The sequence below is a fragment of the Stutzerimonas sp. C6.4V genome (genome assembly GCF_058536345.1).
In genome coordinates, this window is sequence record NZ_JBZUBM010000001.1 from 2,260,744 (window position 1) to 2,281,181 (window position 20,438).

At 59.7% G+C, this 20,438-nt stretch carries 19 protein-coding genes and 1 pseudogene; 5 read left to right on the forward strand and 15 right to left on the reverse strand.

Features of this window, described 5'->3' with window-relative positions; translation table 11 throughout:
- Positions 1-20: 20 nt before the first annotated feature.
- Genes AC4LFW_RS10620 through rluC form a run of 3 tightly spaced genes read right to left on the reverse strand, consistent with a single transcriptional unit; the run spans position 21 to position 2,629 of the window.
- Positions 21-1,004: a S49 family peptidase gene (locus AC4LFW_RS10620; RefSeq protein WP_491819012.1), complete on the reverse strand. Its 984-nt coding sequence runs from the start codon at positions 1,002-1,004 to the stop codon at positions 21-23.
- Positions 994-1,683 (reverse strand): HAD-IA family hydrolase, encoded by a 690-nt coding sequence (locus AC4LFW_RS10625; protein ID WP_491819014.1) that lies wholly within the window; start codon positions 1,681-1,683, stop codon positions 994-996. The genes AC4LFW_RS10620 and AC4LFW_RS10625 overlap by 11 nt, the downstream gene beginning before the upstream one ends.
- Positions 1,676-2,629, reverse strand: a complete 954-nt coding sequence (gene rluC, locus AC4LFW_RS10630) for a 23S rRNA pseudouridine(955/2504/2580) synthase RluC (RefSeq protein WP_491819015.1) — start codon at positions 2,627-2,629, stop codon at positions 1,676-1,678. The genes AC4LFW_RS10625 and rluC overlap by 8 nt, the downstream gene beginning before the upstream one ends.
- A 553-nt stretch (positions 2,630-3,182) precedes the next feature.
- Here rluC and rne point away from each other — a divergent pair.
- The gene (rne, locus tag AC4LFW_RS10635; protein ID WP_491819016.1) at positions 3,183-6,314 is read left to right on the forward strand and encodes a ribonuclease E; all 3,132 of its coding nucleotides are present in this window, start codon (positions 3,183-3,185) and stop codon (positions 6,312-6,314) included.
- Positions 6,315-6,431: 117 nt separating this feature from the next.
- On the opposite strand, the gene murB is transcribed toward rne, so the two are convergent.
- The 8 genes from murB to AC4LFW_RS10675 all read right to left on the reverse strand — a co-directional run bounded on the left by murB (position 6,432) and on the right by AC4LFW_RS10675 (position 13,266).
- Positions 6,432-7,451, reverse strand: a complete 1,020-nt coding sequence (gene murB, locus AC4LFW_RS10640) for a UDP-N-acetylmuramate dehydrogenase (RefSeq protein ID WP_491819017.1) — start codon at positions 7,449-7,451, stop codon at positions 6,432-6,434.
- Complete coding sequence (locus tag AC4LFW_RS10645; protein ID WP_491819018.1) at positions 7,448-7,912, reverse strand: low molecular weight protein-tyrosine-phosphatase; 465 nt, start codon at positions 7,910-7,912, stop codon at positions 7,448-7,450. The genes murB and AC4LFW_RS10645 overlap by 4 nt, the downstream gene beginning before the upstream one ends.
- The gene (gene kdsB, locus AC4LFW_RS10650; RefSeq protein ID WP_491819020.1) at positions 7,909-8,679 is read right to left on the reverse strand and encodes a 3-deoxy-manno-octulosonate cytidylyltransferase; all 771 of its coding nucleotides are present in this window, start codon (positions 8,677-8,679) and stop codon (positions 7,909-7,911) included. The genes AC4LFW_RS10645 and kdsB overlap by 4 nt, the downstream gene beginning before the upstream one ends.
- Entirely contained in the window at positions 8,676-8,861 is a 186-nt protein-coding gene (locus tag AC4LFW_RS10655) for a Trm112 family protein (RefSeq protein ID WP_491819021.1), read from the reverse strand. The genes kdsB and AC4LFW_RS10655 overlap by 4 nt, the downstream gene beginning before the upstream one ends.
- A gap of 46 nt (positions 8,862-8,907) precedes the next feature.
- Positions 8,908-9,912: a tetraacyldisaccharide 4'-kinase gene (gene lpxK / locus AC4LFW_RS10660; protein ID WP_491819022.1), complete on the reverse strand. Its 1,005-nt coding sequence runs from the start codon at positions 9,910-9,912 to the stop codon at positions 8,908-8,910.
- Positions 9,912-10,340 carry an ExbD/TolR family protein gene (locus AC4LFW_RS10665; RefSeq protein ID WP_491819024.1) on the reverse strand — a complete coding sequence of 143 codons (429 nt, stop codon included), beginning with the start codon at positions 10,338-10,340 and terminating at the stop codon, positions 9,912-9,914. Before AC4LFW_RS10665 ends, lpxK begins: the two co-directional genes overlap by 1 nt.
- Complete coding sequence (locus AC4LFW_RS10670; RefSeq protein WP_491819025.1) at positions 10,337-10,969, reverse strand: MotA/TolQ/ExbB proton channel family protein; 633 nt, start codon at positions 10,967-10,969, stop codon at positions 10,337-10,339. Before AC4LFW_RS10670 ends, AC4LFW_RS10665 begins: the two co-directional genes overlap by 4 nt.
- A gap of 71 nt (positions 10,970-11,040) precedes the next feature.
- The gene (locus AC4LFW_RS10675; RefSeq protein ID WP_491819026.1) at positions 11,041-13,266 is read right to left on the reverse strand and encodes a DNA internalization-related competence protein ComEC/Rec2; all 2,226 of its coding nucleotides are present in this window, start codon (positions 13,264-13,266) and stop codon (positions 11,041-11,043) included.
- A gap of 173 nt (positions 13,267-13,439) precedes the next feature.
- On the opposite strand from AC4LFW_RS10675, the gene AC4LFW_RS10680 reads away from it, so the two are divergent.
- Positions 13,440-13,955 carry a DUF2062 domain-containing protein gene (locus AC4LFW_RS10680; protein ID WP_491819028.1) on the forward strand — a complete coding sequence of 172 codons (516 nt, stop codon included), beginning with the start codon at positions 13,440-13,442 and terminating at the stop codon, positions 13,953-13,955.
- An 8-nt stretch (positions 13,956-13,963) separates the two neighbouring features.
- On the opposite strand, the gene AC4LFW_RS10685 is transcribed toward AC4LFW_RS10680, so the two are convergent.
- Genes AC4LFW_RS10685 through AC4LFW_RS10695 form a run of 3 tightly spaced genes read right to left on the reverse strand, consistent with a single transcriptional unit; the run spans position 13,964 to position 17,164 of the window.
- Positions 13,964-15,211 carry a lipoprotein-releasing ABC transporter permease subunit gene (locus AC4LFW_RS10685; protein ID WP_491819029.1) on the reverse strand — a complete coding sequence of 416 codons (1,248 nt, stop codon included), beginning with the start codon at positions 15,209-15,211 and terminating at the stop codon, positions 13,964-13,966.
- Entirely contained in the window at positions 15,211-15,909 is a 699-nt protein-coding gene (gene lolD, locus AC4LFW_RS10690) for a lipoprotein-releasing ABC transporter ATP-binding protein LolD (RefSeq protein ID WP_491820201.1), read from the reverse strand. The genes AC4LFW_RS10685 and lolD overlap by 1 nt, the downstream gene beginning before the upstream one ends.
- A 7-nt stretch (positions 15,910-15,916) precedes the next feature.
- Positions 15,917-17,164 (reverse strand): lipoprotein-releasing ABC transporter permease subunit, encoded by a 1,248-nt coding sequence (locus AC4LFW_RS10695; protein ID WP_491820203.1) that lies wholly within the window; start codon positions 17,162-17,164, stop codon positions 15,917-15,919.
- Positions 17,165-17,263: 99 nt separating this feature from the next.
- On the opposite strand from AC4LFW_RS10695, the gene AC4LFW_RS10700 reads away from it, so the two are divergent.
- Genes AC4LFW_RS10700 through AC4LFW_RS10710 form a run of 3 tightly spaced genes read left to right on the forward strand, consistent with a single transcriptional unit; the run spans position 17,264 to position 18,864 of the window.
- On the forward strand, positions 17,264-17,836 hold the full coding sequence (locus AC4LFW_RS10700; protein WP_491819030.1) for a PilZ domain-containing protein: 573 nt from the start codon (positions 17,264-17,266) through the stop codon (positions 17,834-17,836).
- A gap of 3 nt (positions 17,837-17,839) precedes the next feature.
- Entirely contained in the window at positions 17,840-18,145 is a 306-nt protein-coding gene (locus AC4LFW_RS10705; protein ID WP_491819032.1) for a phosphodiesterase, read from the forward strand.
- On the forward strand, positions 18,142-18,864 hold the full coding sequence (locus tag AC4LFW_RS10710) for a glycerophosphodiester phosphodiesterase (protein WP_491819033.1): 723 nt from the start codon (positions 18,142-18,144) through the stop codon (positions 18,862-18,864). Before AC4LFW_RS10705 ends, AC4LFW_RS10710 begins: the two co-directional genes overlap by 4 nt.
- Positions 18,865-18,983: 119 nt before the next feature.
- On the opposite strand, the pseudogene sthA reads toward AC4LFW_RS10710, so the two are convergent.
- A pseudogene (sthA, locus tag AC4LFW_RS10715) lies at positions 18,984-20,379 on the reverse strand (Si-specific NAD(P)(+) transhydrogenase).
- Between the last annotated feature and the right edge of the window lie 59 nt (positions 20,380-20,438).

Sequence of the window (20,438 nt, forward strand, 5' to 3'; positions counted from 1 at the left end):
GCTCCCGGAAACCTACAAAGCTACTTGAGCTGAGGCCCCTGAAAGCCCATCCACAAGGCGAGCTGCGCACCTACGCTGGCACCCAGCTTTTTCGTGAAGCGATCCAATGGCGAGTCCTTGACCGTGAAATCGACCAGCTCATCCTGGCCGATGACTTCCCGCGCGACATAACTGGTACTGCCGAGACCATCGACCAGCCCGAGCTCAAGCGCCTGCTCACCAGACCATATCAAGCCGGAAAACAGTTCAGGGTGCCCCTCGGTTTGCAATCGGTCACCCCGCCCACGCTTCACGCTTTCTATGAATTGCCGATGGGTCGTGGCCAGCACGCCACGCCAGAATTCGGTCTCCTCCGGCTTCTCGGGCTGAAACGGATCCAGAAAAGCCTTATGTTCACCGGAAGTGTATATGCGCCGCTCGACGCCCAACTTATCCATGGTTTCAACAAAACCAAAGGTCGCTGCCGTCACGCCGATCGAGCCAACCAGGCTCGATTTATCTGCATAGATTTCATCCGCTGCGCTGGCGATGTAGTAGGCCCCGGACGCACCCAGATCGGTAATCACGGCGTACACCTTGATGCCAGGATACTCGCCGCGCAAACGACGAATCTCGTCATAGATATAACCCGACTGGACAGGGCTTCCGCCCGGACTGTTGATACGCAACACGACGCCCCGGGTGTTGGCATCCTCGAAAGCTGCACGGAGCGCGCCGATGATGTTGTCGGCACTTGCAGACTCCTCATCCGCGATCATCCCGCGAACATTGATCACGGCCGTATGAGGCTCGCCGGCGTGTTTGCCATCGGCCAATTTCAGGACAGGCGAGAACATCAGCAAAGCGCCGAACAGGTAGAGGAATGTCAGCAGCTTGAAGAAGATGCCCCAGCGCCGAGACCGCCGCTGCTCCTGGACGCCAGCCAGAAGCGTTTTCTCCAGCAACTTCCAGCTATTGCGATCTTCCCTTGAATCGCTTTCCGGTGCTTTCCACTCATCCGACATTTGCAACTACCTCAGCAGAACCCCCGGAGCGCAGCCAGCCGCCAAGCTCCGAAAAACGGTCAATAACCATACATGGCGAATAGGACCGAAGCACATCCACCGCTTGAGCACCATAAGACACAGCGACACTATCGACGCCAGCACGGCTAGCCATTTCCAGATCGAATACCGAATCGCCGATCATCAGCGCCTGCTCCGGCAGAACCTCACAATGTGCCAGGATCTCGTGGATCATCTGCGGATCAGGTTTGCTTGCCGTCTCATCAGCGCAACGGGTCACATCGAAGAAGTCCATCCACCCCTGCCCTTGCAGCACCCTGTCCAACCCACGGCGCCCCTTGCCAGTCGCAACGGCCAACAGATATCCCTGATCACGAAACAGATCGAGCCAATGCGCCACGCCCGGATACAGCGACGACGGCTCGGCCTCGAGCTGCAAGTAATGCTCGGCGTAAGCGTGCCGAAACGCATCGACCTCCCGCAGATCCGTGACATGGGGATACAGGGCTGAGACCGCCTCGGGCAAGCCGAGACCAATGATGCCTTTTATGGTCACTTCGTCGAGTGGCGGCAGGTCGCATTTCACTGCTGCGACCGAGATTGACTCAACGATACGGCCAATCGAGTCCACCAGGGTGCCGTCCCAGTCGAAGATCAGCACCTTGTAGCTTTTATTCACCCAGCTTCTCCAGCGTGCGCGCCCAGACGTCATCCACGGGCGCCTCCAGCGCAAGCTCACCCCCGTCGGGCAGGGGAACCTTGAGCGCGTAGGCATGGAGAAAGAGACGCTTGCCGCCCAGCTCGCGGATTACCCTGGAAAACTCCTCGTCGCCGTATTTGCTGTCGCCTGCGATCCCGTGCCCTGCATGCCGAGCATGCACCCGTATCTGGTGTGTGCGGCCAGTGACAGGCCTGGCCTCGACCAGCGTGGCGAAATCTCCAAATCGACGCAGCACTCGAAACAGCGTTAACGCCTCCTTGCCATCATCCGTCACCTCGACCATCCGTTCACCCGAACGCAGGGTGTTTTTCAGAAGCGGCGCATTGACCTGCTTCTTGCTGGTCTCCCATCGCCCCCGCACCAACGCCATGTATCGCTTGTCGACCCCATCTCCACGCAACTCCTGATGCAGGTGGCGCAACATGCTGCGCTTCTTCGCAACCATCAGCAGACCCGAGGTATCCCTGTCCAGGCGGTGGACAAGCTCCAACTCCTTGGCATCCGGACGAAGCTGACGAAGCGCCTCGATGACACCAAAGCTGAGCCCGCTGCCGCCATGTACCGCGATACCCGAGGGCTTGTTCAGGACGATGAGCGCCTTGTCCTCATGGACGATAGCCGCCTCCAGTCGTTCGAGCAGGCCCCGGGCCAGGGGTGCCGGCTCGTCGCGCTCAGCCAGCCTGAGCGGGGGCACGCGAACAACATCGCCCGCCTGCAGCTTGTATTCCGGTTTGATTCTTCCTTTATTCACCCGCACCTCACCCTTGCGCAGGATGCGGTAGATCAGCGTCTTAGGAACGCCCTTTAGCTGAGTTCGGAGGAAGTTATCGATGCGCTGGCCGGCAAGTTCCGGCGAGACCTCAAGCAGTTGTACGCCAGAGGTCTGAGATGGGGTATTGGTCATCTGCGGATGATATCAATTTTCATGGATTTGAAGCACTTAAACATTGCTGTTATAGTCCCGAGCGCCATCAAAAGTGGCCAGGTCGGAAAATGCCAGCGATATCGCCATTTCTGACCCAGCAATGTTCTAGGACGTGAGGCCGTCCGACGGAGCTTCCCTCAAGTAGCGGTGAAGTCCCGAAACAAGCCTTGAAGACATGATGCGTGCCCCCTTTAGGGAATCGCGATAATCGATAACCCGCTCCCGGATTCTGCGAGCGGCACCCGATTTTCAAAGTATGAGTGTTGGGTGGAGATGCACAGCCATCGGATTGCGTAGCAAAGGCTTTCACAGACGCTTCATTCCGTCCGCTACCGATTGCTGATTCCTCCTCCCGAACCATTGCTGCTGTTCCGACAGCATGCAGGAGATGTCGTCGCGACGCAGGCACAACTGGCCTCACGTCGCTGGACACTGGAGTGCCTTACAACCATTCCTGACTCACCTGACACCGACCGCGAGAGTCGTGTGTGCCGAATGCCGTTTCCGCTGCCATGGAAACCGACGGTACTACATGAAAAGAATGCTAATTAACGCAACTCAGCCTGAAGAGTTGCGGGTCGCACTGGTCGATGGCCAGCGCCTGTTCGATCTCGACATCGAATCCGGTGCCCGCGAACAGAAGAAAGCCAACATCTACAAAGGCAAGATCACCCGCGTCGAGCCCAGCCTCGAAGCTGCCTTCGTTGACTTCGGCGCTGACCGCCACGGCTTCCTGCCTCTCAAGGAAATTTCCCGTGAATATTTCAAGAAGGCGCCGGAAGGCCGGGTCAACATCAAGGAAGTACTGAGCGAAGGCCAGGAGGTCATCGTCCAGGTCGAAAAAGAAGAGCGCGGCAACAAGGGCGCTGCCCTGACCACCTTCATCAGCCTAGCCGGTCGCTATCTCGTCCTGATGCCCAACAACCCACGCGCCGGTGGCATCTCTCGCCGCATCGAGGGCGAGGAACGCAACGAGCTGCGTGAAGCGCTGAATGGCCTTGATGTTCCTGCAGACATGGGGCTGATCGTACGCACCGCAGGCCTGGGCCGCTCCAGTGAAGAAATGCAGTGGGACCTGGATTACCTGCTGCAGCTGTGGAGCGCCGTCAAGGAAGCTTCGCAGGACCGCGCTGCACCCTTCCTGATTTATCAGGAATCCAACGTCATCATTCGCGCCATCCGCGACTATCTGCGCCAGGACATCGGTGAAGTTCTGATCGACAGCGTCGAAGCCCAGAATGAGGCGCTGAGCTTCATCCAGCAGGTGATGCCGCAATATGCCAGCAAGATCAAGCTGTACGAAGACAGCGTACCGCTGTTCAACCGTTTCCAGATCGAGAGCCAGATCGAAACCGCCTTCCAGCGTGAAGTGAAGCTGCCATCCGGCGGCTCCATCGTCATAGACCCGACCGAAGCATTGGTTTCCATCGACATCAACTCGGCACGCGCCACCAAGGGCGGTGATATCGAAGAGACGGCCCTCCAGACAAACCTCGAAGCCGCTGAAGAAATCGCTCGTCAATTGCGCCTGCGCGATATCGGCGGACTGATTGTCATCGACTTCATTGACATGACACCGGCTAAAAACCAGCGCGCCGTCGAGGAAAAGGTCCGTGAATCGCTTGAAGCCGACCGGGCCCGCATCCAGGTTGGCCGCATTTCACGTTTTGGCCTGCTGGAAATGTCCCGTCAGCGTCTGCGCCCCTCGCTTGGCGAAACCAGCGGCATCGTCTGTCCGCGTTGCAACGGGCAGGGCATCATCCGCGACGTCGAATCCCTCTCGCTCGCCATTCTTCGATTGATCGAAGAAGAAGCGCTGAAGGATCGTACCGCGGAGGTGCGTGCACGTGTACCTTTCCAGGTAGCCGCTTTCCTGCTCAATGAAAAGCGCAATGCCATCACCAAGATTGAACTGCGCACCCGCGCGCGCATCTTCATCCTGCCGGACGATCATCTTGAGACTCCGCATTTTGAAGTGCAGCGCTTGCGTGACGACAGCCCGGACATCGTCGCCGGCCAAGCCAGCTACGAGATGAGCCCGACCGAGGTCGAGGAAGCGCAGCCTGTCAGCTCGACCCGTACGCTGGTACGTCAGGAAGCTGCAGTCAAGACAGCTCCACAGCGTTCCGCACCTGCGCCGACGCCCCCCGCACCGGCCGCCCCAGCCGCTGCGCCAGCTGCCCAGGAACCAAGCCTGTTCAAAGGCCTGGTCAAAACCCTCGTCGGATTGTTCGCCGGCAAGCCAGAGGCGCCATCCGTAGAGGTAGAGAAAAAGCCCGCTACCAGCAATCGCCCACAACGCAATGATGAACGCCGCAGCGGCCGCCAGCAGAACCGTCGCCGCGACTCGAGGAATAACCGCGACGAGGAGCGCAAGCCGCGCGAAGACCGAGCACCACGGGAAGAGCGTGCTCCGCGTGAGGAGCGAGCGCCCCGCGAAGAACGTCAACCGCGCGAAGAACGTCAGCCTCGACCACCGCGCGAAGATCGCAAGCCACGCGAAAACCGTGAGGTGGCCGAAGCTACCGACAGCAGCGCTCAACAGCCGCAGCCACGCCGTGAGCGCGCCCCTCGGGAAGACCGCCAACCCCGCGAAGAGCGCAAGCGCGAATTGCGCGCGCCGATCGACGAACAGCCTCAGCCAACCAGCAACGAAGAGCCCGCAGAGCGCAAACCACGCCCGCCGCGCGAAGAGCGCAAGCCTCGAGCTGAGCAGAACCTGAGCGACGAGACGGCGCAGCAGACCGAAGAGACGACTGACGTTATTCAGGACGAACAGGGGGAGACTACCGAAGGTAACGATCGCCCACGTCGCCGCTCCCGCGGTCAGCGCCGCCGCAGTAATCGCCGTGACCGTCAGCGCGATGCCAACGGTAACGAGATCGAAAACAGCGATGCCGAGGCAACAACGCCTGAGGTCAGCGAAAGCAATGCACCGGTAAAATCCGAGCAGGTTGCCATTGCTGCAACCGCAGCAGCAATTGCTGCCCATACGGGAGAGAGTGAAGAGGCAACAACGACGGCCACTGACGAAACCACAACCGCTCAGGAGCAGCCGCCGGTCGAGACCTTGCCGATTGCGAGCTCCGAAGAGCCGGCCGATCTGCCTGCCGCAGAGGCGCAGGCCGAAGAGACTCCTGCCTATGCCCCGGCAGTGATCGCTGAGACCGAGGCCATCAACCAGCCTGTGCCCCAGCCGGAGCCTGTGCCTGTCAGCCGAGATGTCGAAGCCGAGGTAGCGCCTGTTGTCGAAAACACCGAGGCAGTGGCCGCTCCGATGCCAGCATCCCCTGCTCCATCATCAGGCCGAGCGCCAAATGATCCTCGCGAAGTTCGCCGCCGCCGCCTCGAGCAAGAGCGGCTGGCAAAGGAGGCCGCTCAGGTCGAAGCGGAACCCGCTGCGCAGGTGTCGATGACTGACCCAGAGCCTTTGGCCAGCCCAGAAATCGTCGTTAGCGAAGCTGATCAGCTTATGCCCGAAAAGCCTGTAGTGGTCGAAGCCACTGGCGAGGCGCAGCCAGGCGACCAAGCCGAGCAGCAGCCGACTGAAACAGAGGCTGAACAGGGCGCCGCCAAGCGGCTAGATGCAACGGTGCCTGAAGCTCAACCAGAGGCGAGTGACGAGCCCATAGAGCAGAGCGACGAACAAAAGCGCCAGAGCTGACCGGCAGAGATAGAAAAGGGATGCTTCGGCATCCCTTTTTTTGTGCCCGTTGACCGCCAAGTCGGAGCCTAGCAAGCCGCTCCAGGCAACCGGAAGCAACCACGGGGCGGTAGAGCGTTAGATGACGTTCGGCTCGATTTCGAGGTGTACGCAAAACCGCTCGGCAATGTCGGCCTGAATCTGGTGAGCGAGCTGGAGGATCTCCTCGCCCGTCGCCCGCCCATGATTAACCAGGACCAGGGCCTGCATGGCATGCACCCCGGCATCGCCTTGACGATAGCCTTTCCAACCCGCCTGCTCGATCAGCCAACCTGCTGCCAGCTTCACCTGACCGTCATCCTGAGCGAAGGCGACCAGACCCGGAAAGCACTGGCGCAGCTGGTCCGCCAACGAGGCAGGCACCAGCGGATTCTTGAAAAAACTGCCAGCATTTCCCAGCACAAGGGGATCAGGCAGCTTCTCGCGGCGGATGGCACACACGGCTCGACTCACATCTTTCGCGGTAGGCACCAATATGTCATGCCTGCGCAACCACTCGCGCAACGGACCGTAATCGAGTGTTAGCGCAGCGGTTCTCTGCAATGCAAAACGCACCCGCAGAATGATATAGCGCCCGGCCTGTTGCTTGAACAGGCTATCTCTGTAGCCAAACTGGCAGTCCTCGCGATTGAAATCCCGAAGCTGCCCCGTTTCCCGATCCAGTGCCGTCAGGCCAGCGAAGATGTCTTTGATTTCGACACCATACGCACCGACGTTCTGGATAGGCGCAGCACCTACCGTACCCGGGATCAGGCTCAGGTTTTCCAGCCCGGACAAGCCGAGCTCAAGGCTATGAAGCACGAACGGATGCCAAGGCTCCCCCGCCTCCGCTTCGAGAACCACCCTATCGCCGTCGTCGGAAAGAATGCGCACGCCGCGAGTCATCATGCGCAGAACCAATGCGTCAATGTCCCGTGTCAGCAACAGGTTGCTTCCTCCGCCCAGTATCCATAGCGGAACACCCAGACGCTTTGCTTCGCCTAACGCTTCCATTACTTCGTCTTGGTCATGCGCCTCGACATACCGAGTCGCAAGGGCCTCGACACCCAGGGTATTGTGAGGCTTGAGCGAGTGTCCGCGTTCGATGAGCAGGGTCACAGGCGCTGCCTGATTTCATCAAGCAACCGCACCGAAGCCTGCTCGATAAGGTCGAGCACTTCTTCAAAGCCGTCTGCGCCGCCGAAATAGGGGTCGGGAACGGCGTCTCGACCCAGATAGAAGCGACGCAACAGCAAGTCCAGCTCCGCTCGGGTATCCTCGTTGGCTAACGCCTGCAACCATGCCAGGTTGTCGTGATCCATTGCCAGGATCAGATCAAACTGCTCCAGATCGGAGCGCGTCACCTGTCGCGCCTTCAGCTCATGGAGGTTATAGCCCCGCCTGGTCGCAGCTGCGCAGGCACGCTGATCAGGAGCCTTGCCGACATGCCAGTCCCCGGTCCCCGCCGAATCGATGAAAACCTGACCTTCAAGCCCGGCATTCTCCAGATGCTTGCGAAACACTGCCTCGGCAGTGGGGGAACGGCAGATATTGCCCATGCACACGAACAGGATCTTCACGCTTGCGTCTCTAACAGCAAGCGAACACGATCCAGGTCTTCCGGCGTGTCGACACCGGCCGGTGGCGCTTCGATGGCATCGGCGACATGGATACGCTTGCCATGCCAGAGCGCGCGCAGTTGCTCCAGACATTCGGTGCTTTCCAGCCAGCACGGGCCCCAGGCGACGAAATCGGCGAGAAAGCCCGCTCGATAAGCATAGATTCCGATGTGTCTTCGATACGGCACAGCAGACGGCAATATGGCCTTGTCGCGGGCGAACTCGTCTCGTGCCCACGGCAACGGCGCGCGACTGAACGTTAGGGCTAGACCGTGCATGTCAGACAGCACCTTGACGACGTTCGGGTTGAACAGCGACTCGACATCTTCTAGCGGTTCCGCCAGGGTTGCGATTGCTGCTTCTGGGTGTAGGGCAAGGTTGCTGGCCACCTGATTGATGACTGATGGTGGGATCAAAGGCTCATCGCCCTGAACATTCACGACGATCTCGTCAGCCGCCATGCCCAGCTTTTGAGCGACCTCGGCGAGGCGGTCTGTGCCAGAGTTGTGCTCGGTGCGCGTGAGCAGGACGTCGGCACCGAACCCGGTGCACGCCTCAAGAATGCGGTGATCATCAGTAGCAATCACCACCCGCTGAGCGCCGCTTCTGCAGGCCTGCTCCCAGACATGCCTGACCATGGGTTTTCCGGCGATATCCTGCAGCGGCTTGCCGGGAAGACGCGTGGAGGCGTAACGCGCCGGAATCACAACCGTAAAGGCGTCGCTCATTTTTCCAGCCGCTCATCCACGTCAAGCGTGCGGGCCTCGCTTTCCAGCATCACCGGTATGCCGTCACGCACCGGAAACGCCATCCCGTCTGCCTTGCAGATCAGTTCGGACTTGTCGTCGGTGAGCTTCAGGGGCCCCTTGCACAGGGGGCAGGCGAGTATGTCGAGCAGTTTGGTATCCATGCGCAGTCCTTGGTAGCAGCCGACTGCGCATGGCAGATCGTGCCGCTTAGCGGGGGTCAGATAGCAATCGGTCCAGCTGTGCATCGAACCAGGTTACGAACGCCGCCGAAGGCTCGGCTTGCACCTGCAGATAGCTCCAGCCAGGGAGCGCGAATGCCCGGCATTTGACCGCATCCTTTTCAGTCATCACCACCGGTAGCGGAGGGCTGAAAGTCAGCTGCTCCAGGCTGTATCGGGCGTGGTCTGCAAAGGGATGTGGAATCGGTCGCCAGTGTAGCGCCTCGAGCGTGGCGAAGAAACGCTGTGGATTGCCTATACCGGCGACGGCATGCATCTGCTGGCCATGAGGGAAATGATCAAGCGCCCAGGAGGCCTCGCTGATGAGTTCAACCAGGCCTGACGGGCGCAGATTGAAAGCAAAGCCTTTGGCACAGTCGGCAGTGGCGCCGTTGTACAGCACCGCATCGACAGCTTGCAGCCGCTCGGCAGGTTCTCGTAGAGGGCCAGCCGGCAAGCAGCGGCCATTCCCCAAACCACGAACTGCATCGATGAGCACCAACTCCAGATCACGCGCGAGTCGGTAATGCTGCAGGCCGTCGTCTGACAGGATAAGGTCCAGCGGTCCACGCTTGAGCAGCGCCTCTACGGCCCGAGATCGATCCGGGTCGATCATTACGGGCACGCCCGTCCGTCTGGCAATCAAAAGGGGTTCGTCACCGGCCTGGGCCGCGGACTGGTCAGGCTGCACAAGCCACGGATACGCCGGCGGCATGGCCCCATACCCGCGGCTTACGACACCCACTTTCAAGCCTCGCTGCCTGCAATGTGTGATGAGCCAGAGGATCATCGGTGTCTTGCCAGTACCACCAACCGTAATGTTGCCCACCACCACAACGGGCACAGGTGCACGATGGCTATCCTGCTTTCCTTGCAAATACTTGTTACGCCGGCCCCTGACCACGAACCGGTAAAGCGCCTCGAGCGGCGTCAGTAACGCCAGCGCCGGATGCCCGTGGTACCAGGCGCGCTGAAGGCGGTCGGCAAAGGACATCAGGGCTCCGGCTGGGCCTCTACAGTGGTGATGCGCAAATGCGCAAATCCGAGTTTGCCCGCAGCATCCATTGCGGTAATCACGGCCTGATGAGGCGTTTTGCCGTCGGCGCTGATTATCATCGGCAGGCTGGTGTCACCGGCGGATTCCTTGGTCAGCGCAGCCATCAGTGTATTGAGGTCGTGTTTGATCAACGGCTTGCCGTTCAGGCTGAAATTTCCGTCCACGTCGATAACCACTTCCAGCTGTTTCTTCTCGGCTTCTTGCGGTGGTGTGCCGCTGGCGGCCTCGGGGAGGTCGACCTTGAGCTGTGTTTCACGAGTAAAGGTCGTGGTGACTACAAAGAACAGCAGCAGAATGAACACCACATCGATCAGCGGAGCCAGACCGATGTCGACATTTTCCCTAGCCTTGCGCCGAAACTTCACGCCTTGCCCTCACCCAGATCGACATCACGGTCGCCTTGTACCACCTCCACTAGCTTGATCGCCTCCTGCTCCATCCCGACGACCAATTCCTCGACGCGGCGCAGCAGAAAGCGATGGAAGAAAAGCGCCGGGATGCCAACCATCAGGCCTGCGGCAGTGGTGATCAACGCCTTGGAAATGCCGGAAGCAAGCAAGGGTGCATTGGCCATACCCGCACCCATGAAGGCGCCAAATATCTCGATCATGCCAAGTACGGTACCGAGCAAGCCCAGCAGCGGTGCGATTCCGGCGATCGTGCCGAGCGCATTAAGATAGCGCTCGAGATCATGGACGACACGGGCCGCCGCTTCTTCGATGCATTCCTTCATGATTTCACGGCCATGCTTCGAATTGGCCAGGCCGGCCGCGAGGATCTCGCCCAGGGGGGAATCCCCGCGCAGTTCCTTGAGCTTCTGGTTGCTCAGCTTCTTGTCCTTTATCCACTTCCAGACCTGCCCTAGCAGATGCGGAGGGGTGACACGGCTAGGACGCAGCGTCCAGAGGCGCTCGGCAATGATACCGGCAGCAGCGATGGAACACAGGATGATTGGCAGCATTATCCAGCCGCCCGCTTTGACCAGCTCCCACACGAGATGAATCCCCCTCGAAAAAGTGGCGCCACTCTAGCATAGGGTCACCAGACCGCCGACGGCCCCGGTTCTCATTTTTCCCGCCAGAACCGCGGTTCGTCGCGAAGACCTTCGACAGGGCCGAAGCGGCCGAGGCGAACCATCAAGGCGCCCCGCTCCGCCGTGTCGTAGAGAGCCATGCCTGCCTGCTGCAATCGCTGCACGACGTCCGGGTGCGGATGACCGAACGCATTGTGCTCGCCGCGCGATATCAGCGCGCCCGCCGCGCCTACGGCCGTGAGAAAAGCGGCTGAAGATGAGCTACGGCTGCCATGATGTGGCACCAGCAGCCACTGCGCATCGATCGCCAGGCCGCTATCCACCAAGGCCTGCTCGGCTGGCTCGTCGATATCCCCGGTCAGCAGCAGTCGCTCACCGGCTGCTTCAACAAGCAGCACGCAGGACGCCTGGTTGCCGCTTTTCGCCTCCTTCCATTGCCACAGCGTGAAGCGAACCTGATCCCACATCCAGCCACTGCCCGACTGGCATGCTTGCGCACCCAGTGAAACAGGCAATTGCAGGCGCTCCCCGCTTATCACCTGCGAAACTGACATTCTACGCTGGATCGCAGGAGCGCCTCCCGCATGATCACTGTCAGCGTGACTGAGGATCATCAAGTCGAGACCATCCAGACCCAGCGCCCGCAAGGAGGGATATACGACACGCTCTCCAGCATCACGGTCGCCATAGCGAGGGCCAGCGTCGTAGAGAAGTGCATGGTTTTGGGTACGGATCAGCACCGACAGGCCCTGCCCTACATCGAATATCCAGGCCTCAGCCTCGCCAGCCGGCTGCTGGGTTGCAGGTGGATATACCAGCGGCGTCAGCAGCATCAGGCCGAGCAGGCGGAACGGCACCCCGGCGGGCAACAGCAGCAGCAGGGCGCCAACAGCAACCAGCAACCATGCCCATAGCGGCAATTGGACCGCCACCCAAGCAGGCTGCCAACCGGCCAGCCACTGCAGCGCCTCGAAAAGGATGGCCAGCAACCCTCCTGCAAACCAGAGCAATCCTTCACCTACCCCCGGAAGCCAAAGCAGCGCGGTGCCCAGCAAGGACAGCGGCACGATCAGGATGCTCACTAGCGGAACAGCAAAGAGATTGGCGACCGGCCCGCTAAGGCTGACCGGCAGGCCGAGCGCAACCATCGCTGGCAACAGGCCGAGCGCCATGCTCCATTGGGCGCGACCCAGGGCCTGCCACCACCGCCAATTGCCGAGACGGTTCCTGAATATCAACGCAAGCAGGGCGACAGCTAAAAAGGACAACCAGAAACCCGACTGAAGGCTGACCAGAGGGTCCAGCAGAAGCAGCAGATCCAGCGCCAGCAACAGCGGTAGCCAAACACCCAGGTGGCGAAATCGCAGTCGCCACAGGAGTACCAAGCCCACCATTACGCATGCCCGCTGTACGGGTACCTCAAACCCAGCCAGCCAGCCGTATCCCATCGCTCCCGCAAAGGCAAGGCAACAGGCCCAGGGCAGCCAGGCAAGCCGTGCAGGCCAGATTCCCCAACGCGCCAACTGCATGACCAGCGCGTATAACAAGCCCGCCAGCATCCCGACATGCTGCCCGGATATCACCATCAGGTGCACAGTGCCGGTGTCCTGCAATATCTGCCAATCGGCGATCGATAAGCCACTTGAATCGCCGACGACCAGGGCAGCAATTGCACCGGCACGACCCTGGGCGTCGACACCAAGGAGGCGCTGTCGTAAGCGGTCCCGCCAACCGCCCTCGCCTTCCGCTGCGCTCAGGCGTTCACCAGCCTTGACCGTGCCACTGGCACCGATCCGCTGAGAGAGCAACCAGGCTTCGTAATCGAATCCACTTGGGTTGACCAGCCCCCGTGGTCGCTTCAGTTTTGCCGCCACGTGCCATCTCTCACCCGCTCGCATGGAGGGTCCGTCGTACCATGCGAGGCGTAGGCGTGATGGCAGGCCCGCATGGCGTGACGAGATATCGTCAAGTTCGAACCGCACCACACCCTTGCGCACATCCGGGAGGCCAGTCACTCGGCCTTCCAGCCAGAACGTTCGGCCATCGAGCGCCTTGGGCAGACGATCGTCCAGAGCGCAGTGCGCACTCATGCAACTCCAGAAGAGCCCAAGGCAGAAGAGCGCAACGGGCCAGCCTCGCGTTCGTAACAATGCGAGCCCCGCCAGAAGCAGAGCCCATAGCATCCAGACAGGCGGCAGTACGGGCAAAAAGCGCAGCAGCAGAAGGCCTACCGCCAGCGCGAGCAGTGCAATACGCATCGGATATCCTGGATTCCTTTCCACAGCATCGGTGCAACCCCGGCGGGGGACGGTTCAGCACGCCGACCGATTCATCTCGTGACGCAAGTGTAGATGCAATGTCACAAACTACTCTCAGCGCCATGTCGCCTTTCAGGCATAATTGGCAGGCTTCAGCCTGCCAGAGAACCTTCATGCCGCGTCGTTTTTTCAAACGTTACATGCCGCACCCGGATCGTATTAAGGCCAACAAGTCACTGCGGTTTCTCGGCGCGCTGATTCACGAACCAAACCTGCTTCACCTCAACCGGCATTCAGTTTCGCGAGCCATGGCCATCGGGTTGTTCTGGGCGATGATTCCCATGCCGCTGCAGATGCTCGCAGCTGCGCTCTGTGCCGTGCCGGCCCGAGCCAATTTGCCCATCGCGGTAGGTCTTGTCTGGCTGACCAACCCGTTGACCATGCCGCCGGTCTTTTACTGCAACTACAAGGTAGGGGCCTGGCTGATGGATACGCCTGTCTCTCCCATGCCGATGGAACTCAGCCTTGCGTGGGTGCAGAAAATGCTGAGCAGCCATTGGGAGCCCCTGTACCTGGGCTCGCTCGTGGTCGGTCTGGTCCTCGGCGTACTGGGTTACGTGTCAACCCAAGCCTATTGGCGCTGGTGGGTCGGCCGCAATTGGCAAAAGCGCCAGCTGCGGCGTCGCTAAAAGGAAGGTTATTCGTACCTGAGCGCCTCGGCGGGCTGGGTTTGTGCGGCTCGCCAGGCAGGATAGAGTGTTGCGAGAAAGCTCAGGGTCAGAGCGGCCGTTATTACCAGCAACACGTCCTGCAGCCGCAGCTCAGATGGCAAGGTACTGATGAAGTAAACATCGGAACTGAAGATGTGTTGGCCAGAGATGCGTTCCAGCCACCCCACCAGCGTACTGACGTTCAGCGCACCCAACACACCCAGCACAGTGCCGATCAGCGTACCGGTCGTTCCAATGATGCTGCCCTGCACCATGAAGATGGTCATGATCTGACGAGGCGTGGCGCCCAGGGTTCGCAGGATGGCGATGTCTGCTCGCTTATCGGCCACGACCATGATCAGGGTCGCGATGATATTGAAAGCCGCAACGGCCACGATCAGTAGCAGTAACAGACCGATCATGGTCTTTTCCATCTTCATCGCGCTGAACAGGCTGCCCTGAGTCAGGGACCAGTCCTCGCCCCGATAGCCTTGACCCAACTTCGCCACCAGCTGAGCGGTCACCTCCGGGGCACGATAGAGATCCTTCAGCTTCAGCCGCACCCCTTCGACCTGCTGAGGCTCCCAACGTAGAATCTGTGCAGCATCGGAGCGATGGATCATCGCCAGAGTGCCGTCAAGTTCAGCGCCGACCTTGAACACGCCAACCACATTGAGGCGCTGCATGCGCGGTGTGATGCCGCCTGGCGCGTCGCTGAGCTCCGGCACGATCAGGGTCAGCTTGTCGCCGAGTTTCAAGCCAAAGCGGCGCGCCGTCATCAGGCCAACGATGACCCCGGACTCCCCCGGTTCCAAGTCGTCGAGGCTCCCGGCGACCATCCTTGAACCGAGGATAGACACCTGGTCCTCCGCATCAGGGTCGATTCCATTGATCTCGATAGGCTGCATGGTCCCCTTGTAGGAGAGCATCCCTTCAAGTTGAGTGATGGGCGCAGCGCCAAGCACATCCGGATCTGCACCCAGCTGTTCGGCCACAGGTCCCCAATCGTCCAGCGGCACCCCATCACCGGCGACTACGGCGTGCGGAACCATCCCCAGGATTCGATTGCTCATCTCTCGCTGAAAGCCGTTCATGACCGACAGCACCATGATCATCGCCAGCACGCCCAGCGACAGGCCGATCATCGACGTCAGCGAAATGAACGAGATGAAATGGTTACGGCGCTTGGCTCGCGTGTAGCGGCTACCGATAAAGATGCTTAGCGGCCTGAACATCAACCGGCCACCAGCCGACCGTCTTCCAGACGCAGGATATGGTCCATTTGCGCGGCCAGCTGCGGGTCATGGGTGACTACCAGGAAAGCGGTGCGCAACGAATTGCTCAGTTCGAGCATAAGGTCCTGGATGCCCTGTGCTGTGTGGTGATCCAGGTTTCCGGTCGGCTCGTCCAGCAACACCAGCGCTGGACGATTGGCCAGCGCGCGAGCGATTGCGACACGCTGACGCTCTCCCCCCGACAGCTCTGCCGGCTTGTGGGCGATCCGGTGGCCGAGCCCTACCCGCTTCAGCAATTCGGTTGCCCGTGCACGGGCTTCGGGGATAGGTGTCCTGCCGATCAGCAGCGGCATGCAAACGTTCTCCAACGCTGTGAATTCCGCCAGCAGATGATGAAACTGATAGACGAATCCCAACGCTCGATTGCGCAACAAGCCTCGATCCTTCTCGCTGAGCGCAGACAGCTCCTCGCCTGCAAGCCACACGCTACCTTCGCTTGGCGTGTCGAGACCACCCAGCAGATTCAGCAGAGTGCTCTTGCCGGAACCGGAACTGCCCACGATCGCAACCCGCTGCCCCGGGTACAGCTCCAGTTGCAGATTGGAAAGCACGTCAACCGATTCGGGACCCTGCTCGTAGCGCTTGCCCAGATTGCGGCAGCTCAATACGGCGGCGTCTTGCGACGACCTGTCATTCATAACCAGCTCACTCATAACGTAAGGCCTCTGCAGGCTGGGTTCGGGCCGCTTTCCACGCCGGATATAGGGTAGCGAGAAAACTCAGGACAAGCGCCGCAACGCAGACTTGAACAACATCCTGGGTCATTAACCGGGACGGCAGATAGTCAATGAAATACACATCGGCATTCAGAAACTTATGCCCGATCAGCCGCTCCAGTGAGGCGATCCAGTTGCTGACATTGACAGCCGCAAACATGCCGAACAAGGCGCCGACCAAGGTTCCAACCACGCCGATTACCGTGCCTTGCACCATGAAGATGCCCATTATCTGCTTCGGCGTTGCGCCAAGCGTTCTCAGAATGGCGATATCGCCGCGCTTGTCGGTCACGACCATGACCAGAGTCGAGATGATATTGAAGGCGGCCACAGCAACGATCAGCAACAGCAACAGACCGATCATCGCCTTTTCCATGCGAATCGCCTGGTAGAGGTTGCCGTGGGTACGCGTCCAGTCGCGGGAGTAGAAGTTATCGCCCATCTGAGCGGCCATGTCCCAGGCAAGACGCGGCGCTTGAAACAGATCCGCGAAACGCAGGCGCAGCCCCTGCACCTGATCTGGCCTCCAGCGATGCAACCGCGCCAGGTCGGAGATATTGGCCATTGCCACGTAACCGTCGATCTCTCCGGCACCGACATGAAAGATGCCGCGAACGGTAAAACGTTTCATGCGGGGAAACACGCCCGCCGGAGTAACCGTGACCTCCGGGGCTACGAAGGTCACCTTGTCGCCAAGGCCAACGCCGAGCTTTCGTGCGGCGTTGTCACCGATAACAATGCCGAACTCTCCTGGCGCAAGGCTCTCCAGCGAGCCTTCCTGAAAGAACTGCCCGATGATCGAGACATCATTTTCGAGCACCGGATCTACAGCGTTGATAAGGATCTTGGTGACCTGCCCCCGGTTGGTCAGCAGCCCCTGCATCTGGATGAAAGGTGCTATTGCCTCGACCTGCTCGTGTTGCCCGAGGCGCTGCGCCAGGGCTCGCCAATCATCGATGGGCGTCGGGCTTTCAATGGTGGCGTGGGGAACCATACCCAATACACGGGTGCGCATTTCATGATCGAACCCGTTCATCACCGACAGCACGACAATCATCACCAAAACACCGAGTGCGAGCCCGATCATGGAGGTAAAAGAGATGAAGGAGACGAAGAGGCTGCGACGTCTGGCGCGTGTATAACGCGCTCCGATATACACTGACAGCGGTCTGAACATAAATCGATGAGTTCGCTTTCGCTGGCGGGAAAAACAAGCTGAATGACCTTGCCAGGCGGCCTGATACACTCAAGCCATCACTGCAGCCCAGGGATAGACATGCACACTGAAGACACTGGCGACCGCCGCGAATACTACCGTATCGAGGACAGGATCGCACTGGAAATCCTGCCCATGGAACACGCTGAAACAGTCTCCGACATGGCGTCGTCAAGGCTGTTCGGCCTGCTCGGCGAGCTCCATCAGCTGGATCTTGAAGCGCAGCTACTGCTGCGGCAGATTGCTGAGAGCAACCGCACCCTGGGGAACTACCTCAAGGTACAAAACAAGCGCATCGACCTGCTTGGTCAGCTAATAGCGCGTGAGCTGCTGGACGAGATCGGCCCGGCGCGAGAAGTAGTCCTCTCCGAAGGCGGCATCAGCTTCACCCATGATCGACCACTTGCGGAAGGTTCCGTCTGGAAACTCAAGCTTATACTCATGCCTCAGGGACTCGGCATGCTGCTGACTTCGCGAGTATCCAGCTGCCAGGCCCAGGAAGACGGCACCTATGCAATCGGCACCTGTTTCGAAGCGTTGACTGATGCACAACGGCAGATGCTTGCTCGGCATATCCTGCAGAAGCAGGCAGCCGAACGTCGCCTGGCCCGCGAGAAACAGAACGGAATCTGACCCATGCGCCTTGTTACGCTTATCCTGCTGATCACCAGCCTCTGTGCTGCAGCAAAGGCTGAAGACATCAGAATCCCGGTGGGCCAGCAAGGTCCGGTCGACCTTGCCCTTCCCAACCGCGGTGATGCCAAAATCGATGTGCTTGAGCGTTTTGGTCTTGCCGATCAGGAACATCCTGCCGTCGGATTGCCTCCAATCACTCGCTGGGATTATCGGGAATTTTCCGTGTATTTCGAGGGCGACAGGGTCATCAATAGCGTCGTGCATCACCAGCGTTTCATCTATCAGCAAGCAGAGAGTCAACCGTGACCCTTATCTACGGCCATCGCGGCGCCAAGGGCGAAGCGCCCGAAAACACATTGGCAGGCTTCAAGCAATGCCTTGATCGCGGCGTGCGACGCTGCGAACTCGACCTTCACCTCTCGAAGGACGGCGAGCTGATGGTTATCCATGACCCGACGCTGAAACGCACCACCGGGCGTCGCGGAAAGGTCGTCGAACATGACGCCGACGAGCTGACCCGCTATGACGCTCGCCACGTCGGGCCTGACTGGAAACAGCCATGCCCCATCCCCCGGCTGTCCGAAGTGTTCGAGCAATGCGATTTCGAACACTGGCAGCTTGAAGTAAAAAGCGCATCCAGGGTCAGAGCGGCACGCTCGGTACTGGCGATCAAGGCGTTGGCCGAACGTCACGGCCTGCTGGACCGGATTACCGTAACCTCAGGCTCACGGGAGGTGTTGCGAGCGCTGAGACGATTGACTCCCGAACTCTCGTGCGGGCTCGTTGCAGAGTATGGCTGGCTGGACCCGTTGAAGGTCGCCAAGCAATATGACTGCGAACTGCTAGCACTCAAATGGACCCTGTGCACCCCCGAGCGTATCGCCAAAGCCCGACAGCAGGGACTGCATGTCTCGGTCTGGACGGTGAACGAGCCGGCACTGATGCGGCGCCTGGCCGATTTCGGTGTCGATAGCCTGATAACCGACTATCCTGGCCTTGCCGTCTCCACGTTGCGCCGGAGCTAGCCAACAAAGAGGCCGCCTGAACAGCGGCCTCCCCACCTGACCTCATAAGCTCTCCCGGTTTGGCCAGCGCCAGTTCCGGGTGTCCTCTCCGACCGGCTCAGGCCACCGGTCGGAGCCGCTTAAAAAAGCCGATTGAGCCCATCGAACGCAGCGACACGGTAGGCTTCCGCCATGGTCGGATAGTTGAACGTGGTGTTGACGAAATACTTGATGGTATTCGCCTCGCCCGGCTGGTTCATGATCGCCTGGCCGATATGGACGATTTCCGACGCCTGATAGCCGAAGCAATGAACGCCCAGCACTGCTAACGTTTCCCGGTGGAACAGAATTTTCAGCATTCCCACCGGCTCGGCTGAAATTTGCGCTCGCGCCATGCCCTTGAAAAACGCTTTGCCGACCTCGTACGGAATCTTCGCCTCAGTGAGTTCACGCTCGTTCTTGCCGATCGAGACTGATCTCCGGAATGGTGTAGATACCGGTCGGGACGTCGTCAACGAATCGCCAGCTGTTGTTGTCGACGATGCTGCCCGCGGCAGATCTGCCCTGGTCGTATGCGGCGCTTGCAAGCGATGGCCAACCGATTACGTCGCCAGCCGCGTAGATATTGCCAACATCGGTACGGTAATGCTCGTCAACCTGAATCTGGCCACGGCTGTTGACTTTCAAGCCAATGTTTTCCAGTGCAAGCTTGTCGGTATTACCGGTACGCCCATTACACCAGAGGAAAGCGTCTGCCTTGATCTTCTTGCCTGACTTCAGATGCAGGATGACCCCGTTATCAACACCCTCGACACGCTCATATTCCTCTTTGTGGCGGATCAGCACGTTGTTGTTACGCAGGTGATAACTGAGCGCATCAGAAATCTCGTCATCGAGAAAACTGAGCAACTGATCGCGGTTGTCGATCAGGTCAACCAACACACCGAGCCCACTGAAGATTGACGCATACTCGGAACCGATCACGCCGGCGCCATAGATGATCAAGCGACGCGGGGTGTGACTCAGGGTAAGGATGGTGTCGCTGTCGTAGATTCGCGGATGGGTGAAGTCGACGTCGGATGGCCGGTAGGGTCGCGAGCCGGTGGCAATGATGAACTGGCTTGCAACCAGCTTTTCCACCATGCCATTGCTGCTGACCACTTCCACGGTTTGCTCGTCTGCAAAGCTTGCAGTGCCGAAGAAAATGTCGATGCGGTTACGTGCGTAATAGCCGGTTCGTGAGGTGACCTGCTTGGCGATGACGCTCTCGGCACTTTTCAGCACGTCAGGAAAGGAAAACCAGCGCGGCTCGCCGATCTGACGAAACAGTGGATTGGTGTTGTATTGCATGATCTGCCGCACCGAGTGGCGCAGCGCTTTTGAAGGAATGGTTCCCAGGTGGGTCGAATTGCCGCCGACGTGTGGCCTGCTGTCCACCACCGCGACCTTGCGCCCTGCCTTGACCGCATTCATCGCCGCACCTTCGCCGGCGGGGCCCGAGCCCAGAATCACCACATCGTAGTTGTAGACAGCCATATACACCCCTGAACACGCGACAGGCAGACCTGCCGCTTTAAACGAATTCGCTGGACCCT